Annotated in this window: 6 protein-coding genes; 5 read left to right on the forward strand and 1 reads right to left on the reverse strand. The window is 67.3% G+C overall.

Translation table 11 applies throughout. The annotated features are described in order from the left end of the window. Positions 1–81 precede the first annotated feature (81 nt). The 4 genes from IBX53_RS14835 (at position 82) to IBX53_RS14850 (ending at position 2,973) form a co-directional block, all read left to right on the forward strand. Complete coding sequence (locus IBX53_RS14835; RefSeq protein ID WP_290910765.1) at positions 82–1,098, forward strand: ArsJ-associated glyceraldehyde-3-phosphate dehydrogenase; 1,017 nt, start codon at positions 82–84, stop codon at positions 1,096–1,098. Beyond that, positions 1,095–2,312 (forward strand): organoarsenical effux MFS transporter ArsJ, encoded by a 1,218-nt coding sequence (gene arsJ, locus IBX53_RS14840; RefSeq protein ID WP_290910768.1) that lies wholly within the window; start codon positions 1,095–1,097, stop codon positions 2,310–2,312. The genes IBX53_RS14835 and arsJ overlap by 4 nt, the downstream gene beginning before the upstream one ends. Before the next feature lie 72 nt (positions 2,313–2,384). Then, positions 2,385–2,666, forward strand: a complete 282-nt coding sequence (locus tag IBX53_RS14845) for a type II toxin-antitoxin system RelE/ParE family toxin (protein ID WP_290910770.1) — start codon at positions 2,385–2,387, stop codon at positions 2,664–2,666. A 10-nt stretch (positions 2,667–2,676) separates the two neighbouring features. Then, a complete protein-coding gene (locus IBX53_RS14850; protein ID WP_290910773.1) occupies positions 2,677–2,973 on the forward strand; it encodes a HigA family addiction module antitoxin in 297 nt (98 codons plus the stop codon). Here IBX53_RS14850 and IBX53_RS14855 read toward each other — a convergent pair. Further along, on the reverse strand, positions 2,954–3,628 hold the full coding sequence (locus IBX53_RS14855; protein WP_290910775.1) for a TetR/AcrR family transcriptional regulator: 675 nt from the start codon (positions 3,626–3,628) through the stop codon (positions 2,954–2,956). The genes IBX53_RS14850 and IBX53_RS14855 overlap by 20 nt on opposite strands. 227 nt (positions 3,629–3,855) lie before the next feature. Between IBX53_RS14855 and IBX53_RS14860 the strand changes: the two genes are divergently transcribed. Next, on the forward strand, positions 3,856–4,526 hold a 671-nt coding region (locus IBX53_RS14860; RefSeq protein WP_290910776.1), incomplete at its 3' end, for a 2Fe-2S iron-sulfur cluster-binding protein.

A 4,526-nucleotide genomic window follows, 5' to 3' on the forward strand; every position in this document is an offset into this window, starting at 1 on the left:
TTCATATACGATTTGCCAGATATCTTCGCCGTGCCCCACAGGCACCCTCGCATGCACCCTGCCACTTATCAGGAGTTTCCCATGACGGTCAGGATCGGCATCAATGGCTTCGGCCGCATCGGCCGCCTGGCGCTGCGCGCCGGCTGGACGAACCCGGACCTCGAGTTCGTGCAGATCAACGACCCGGGTGGCGACGCCGCCACCTTCGCCCACCTGCTGCAGTTCGACTCGGTGCACGGCCAGTGGACGGGCGGCGGCGATGATATCACGGCGGACGACACCGCCCTGACGGTGGCCGGCCGGCGCATCGCCTTCACGGCAAACCGCGAGATCGAGGCCACCGACTGGTCCGGCTGCGACGTGGTGATCGAGGCCTCGGGCAAGATGAAGACCACCGACAAGCTCCAGGCCTATCTGGACCAGGGGGTCAAGCGTGTGGTGGTGAGCGCCCCGGTGAAGGACGAGGGCGCACTCAACCTGGTAGTGGGCGTCAACGATCATCTGTTCGACCCGGCCCGCCACCGCATCGTCACCGCGGCCAGTTGCACCACCAACTGCCTGGCGCCGGTGGTCAAGGTGATCCACGAGAACCTCGGCATCCGCCACGGCTCCATGACCACCATCCACGACATCACCAACACCCAGGTGATCCTCGATGCCCCCCACAAGGATCTCCGACGCGCCCGGGCCTGCGGCATGAGCCTGATCCCGACGACCACCGGCTCGGCCAGGGCAATCACCGCCATCTTCCCGGAGCTGACCGGCAAGCTGAATGGCCACGCCGTGCGCGTGCCGCTGGCCAACGCCTCGCTCACCGACATGGTCTTCGAGGTGGCGCGCGAGACCACCGAGGAGGAGGTCAACGCCCTGCTGAAGGAGGCCGCGGAGGGCCCGCTTGCCGGCATCCTCGGCTATGAGGAGCGCCCGCTGGTCTCCATCGACTATCGCACCGACCCGCGCAGCGCCATCGTCGATGCGCTCTCCACCATGGTGGTGGCCGGCACCCAGGTGAAGCTCTACGCCTGGTACGACAACGAATATGGCTACGCCTGCCGCACCGCGGAGCTGGCCGCCAAGGTGGGGATGGCCGACGCATGATCGCCCGTGTCGCCGCCCTGCCCCGGGAGATACGCCAGTACCTGCTGGTCACCGGCAACTACTGGGCCTTCACGCTGACCGACGGCGCCCTGCGCATGCTGGTGGTGCTCTACTTCTACGGGCTCGGCTACTCGGCCCTGGAAGTGGCGCTGCTGTTCCTCTTCTACGAGTTCTTCGGGGTGGTGACCAACCTGGTGGGGGGCTGGCTGGGGGCGCGCCTCGGGCTCAACCGCACCATGAACCTGGGCCTCGGCCTGCAGGTGGTGGCGCTGGCCATGCTGCTGGTGCCAGTGGCCTGGCTCTCGGTGCCCTGGGTGATGGCCGCCCAGGCGCTCTCGGGCATCGCCAAGGACCTCAACAAGATGAGCGCCAAGAGCGCCATCAAGACCCTGGTGCCGGCCGGCGCCGCCGGCCATCAGTCGCTCTACCGCTGGGTGGCGCTGCTCACCGGCTCCAAGAACGCGCTGAAGGGAGTGGGCTTCTTCCTGGGGGGGCTGCTGCTGACCCTGATCGGCTTCCAGGGGGCGATACTTGCCATGGCGGTGATGCTCGCCGGGGTGCTGTCGCTGTCGCTTGCGCGCCTCGATGGCGACCTGGGCCGGGCCAAGGCCAAGCCGAAGTTTCGCGAGATGCTCTCCAAGAGCCGCGCCATCAACATCCTCTCGGCGGCGCGGATGTGCCTGTTCGGCGCCAGGGACGTCTGGTTCGTGGTGGCCCTGCCGGTCTTCCTGGCCACCCGCTTCGAGTGGGACAGCTGGCAGGTGGGGGGCTTCCTGGCGCTCTGGGTGATCGGCTACGGCGCGGTGCAGGCGGTCGCGCCGCGGATCACCGGGGGCAGAGCGGGGCGCGGCGCCGCCATCGCCTGGGCCGGGGCGCTTACCGCCCTGCCGGCTCTCATCGCGTTGGGTCTTCAAGGACAGCTCCTGGAGGTGCAGCCGCAGGTGGTGCTGCTCGGGGGGCTTTTACTGTTCGGCGCGGTCTTCGCCGTGAACTCCAGCCTGCACAGCTTCCTGATCGTGCGCATGGCGCGCTCGGACGGGGTCTCGCTGGACGTGGGCTTCTACTACATGGCCAACGCCATGGGACGGCTGATCGGCACCCTGCTCTCCGGCTGGCTCTACCTCGCCGGCGGCCTCGTCGCCACCCTCTGGGTCTCCAGCGCCCTGCTCGCCGCTACCGTGCTGATCAGCCTGGCGCTGCCCAGGGAGGCGTGAGCCCGATATAACGCCTTGCGTCATATAACGCATAGCGTTATATTTTCATCAAAAGCTTCACATGCCTCGACCATGATCGCTTCCTTCAAGGACAAGCAGACCGCCCTTATTGCTCAGGGCCGGGTAGCGAAACGCCTCCCGCATGACATGCAGCGCAATGCCTTGAAGAAGCTGCGCCAGCTCGGTGCCGCTGCCACGCTGGACGACCTTCGCATTCCACCCGGCAATCGCCTCGAGGCACTGCAGGGGGACCGGGCCGGCCAGCACAGTATCCGGATCAATGCCCAATGGCGAATCTGCTTTCGTTTCGAAGACGGTAACGCCTGGGATGTAGAGATCGTTGACTACCATTGAGGAGGGCGCCATGACGCAAGCTAACGAGTGCCTGCCCAACGTGCATCCTGGTGAGATCCTGCTCGAGGACTTCATCGAGCCGCTGGGTCTAACCAAGAACGGGCTGGCAAGCGCTATCGGCGTACCGGCCACGCGAATCGGCGAGATCACTCGCGGCAAGCGTGCCATTACTGCCGATACTGACCTGCGCCTCTCCCGCTTTCTCGGCACCAGCGAGGGCTACTGGCTGCGGCTGCAGAACGCCTACGACCTTGAGGAAGCCCGCCGCAAGGGCGATTTCCGCGGCATCAAGCCTCGCGCGGCCTGACGCCGCACCCCTTGAGGATCACCCGAGTGAGGAAGGCGGTGATCTGCTCGACATCGGCGTCGCTGAGCTCCCCCTTGCCGGTGATGCCGAGCACCTGGGCCTCGAAGTCGGCGTAGTGCTGGGTGGCGGACCAGATCAGGAAGATCAGCCAGACCGGCTCCACCGGGTCCATCAGGCCGCGCTCGGCCCACTGCCGGAAGATCGCCCCGCGCTCCTCTACCCAGGCGCGCAGCTCGCCACTCAGGTACTCCTGCAGGAAGGGGGCCCCGGCAAGGATCTCGGCGGCGAACAGCCGCGAGCCCTCCGGGTGGCGCCGGGAGAGGGCCATCTTGCTGCGGATGAAGGCTTCCAGCACCTCGGCGGGATCATCGTCCACCGAGATATCGTCCAGCAGCGCGTTCCAGCGCGCCATCATCCGCTCCAGCAGCCGCACGTAGAGCCCACGCTTACTGCCCATGTAGTAGAGCACGTTGGACTTGGGCAGCCCCGCCGCCTCGGCGATGGCCTGGACGCTGGCGCCGCGATAGCCGTGGGCGGCGAAGATCTTCTCCGCCGCGGCGAGGATCTCGCGCTCGTTGCGCTCGCGGGTCGCGCCCCCGGCCTCGCCTCTCTCCCGCGCACGACGTGTCACCGCCGGCCTCGCGACTTCTGTCATCTATCGGTTCCCTGTGCCAGTGGTCCCTCCCGAGAGTGCCGCACCGCGGCGGTGCATGCAATCGCCACTCGGCAAGGGCTGACGGACACACGTCGAAAGTCGGGGATCAGCGGCTTGCAAAGTGGCGCAGGGTTAGCCATGCTGAAAATATCCTGACCATATGGTCAACATATCGACTCCCCTGATGGTCGATGACGACCCCAGCGATCAATAACAGAGACAACGTCATGATCGACTTCCTGCTCAACGGGCAGCCCCGCCGGTGCGAGGCCACGCCCGATACCAGCGTGCTCGAGCTGCTGCGCGAGACCCTCGGCCAGACCGGCACCAAGGAGGGATGCGCCTCGGGTGACTGCGGTGCCTGCACAGTGGCCATCGGCGAGGCCGGCCCCGACGGCCGGGTGTGCTACCACAGCGCCAACGCCTGCATCACCCCTGCCCACCAGCTCCAGGGCCGCTCGCTGGTCACCGTGGAGGGGCTTGCCCGAGGCGAGGCCCTCCACCCCGCTCAGGCCGCCATGGTCGACTGCCATGCCAGCCAGTGCGGCTTCTGCACCCCGGGCATCGTGATGTCGCTGTTTACCCTGCATGAGGCGCAGCAGCGCTCGCCGGCCCCCCTGACGCCCGAGCGGCTCGAGGCGGCGCTGGGTGGCAACCTGTGCCGCTGCACCGGCTACCGTCCGATCCGCGACGCGGCACTCTCCATGGGGGAGCATCCTTACGCGCGCCCCCAGTGGCTGGACCTTGCCATCGACGCTGCCGAACCGCAGCAGGAACAGGCGACCGATGCCGCCTTCGTGCAGCCCGCCACCCTGGCCGAGCTGGTCGAGGCGCGCCGCCGCCACCCCGAGGCGCCCATGGTCGCCGGCGGCACCGACCTCTGGCTGGAGGTGACCCA

Source organism: Halomonas sp. (genome assembly GCF_014859505.1).
Classification (GTDB): Bacteria; Pseudomonadota; Gammaproteobacteria; order Pseudomonadales; family Halomonadaceae; genus Halomonas.

Excerpts from the sequence above, each read along its gene's own strand:
- arsJ (WP_290910768.1), top strand. The coding sequence starts at position 1,095 with ATGATCGCCCGTGTCGCCGCCCTGCCCCGGGAGATACGCCAGTACCTG.
- IBX53_RS14850 (WP_290910773.1), top strand. The coding sequence starts at position 2,677 with ATGACGCAAGCTAACGAGTGCCTGCCCAACGTGCATCCTGGTGAGATC.
- IBX53_RS14855 (WP_290910775.1), bottom strand. The coding sequence starts at position 3,628 with ATGACAGAAGTCGCGAGGCCGGCGGTGACACGTCGTGCGCGGGAGAGA.
- IBX53_RS14845 (WP_290910770.1), top strand. The coding sequence starts at position 2,385 with ATGATCGCTTCCTTCAAGGACAAGCAGACCGCCCTTATTGCTCAGGGC.
- IBX53_RS14835 (WP_290910765.1), top strand. The coding sequence starts at position 82 with ATGACGGTCAGGATCGGCATCAATGGCTTCGGCCGCATCGGCCGCCTG.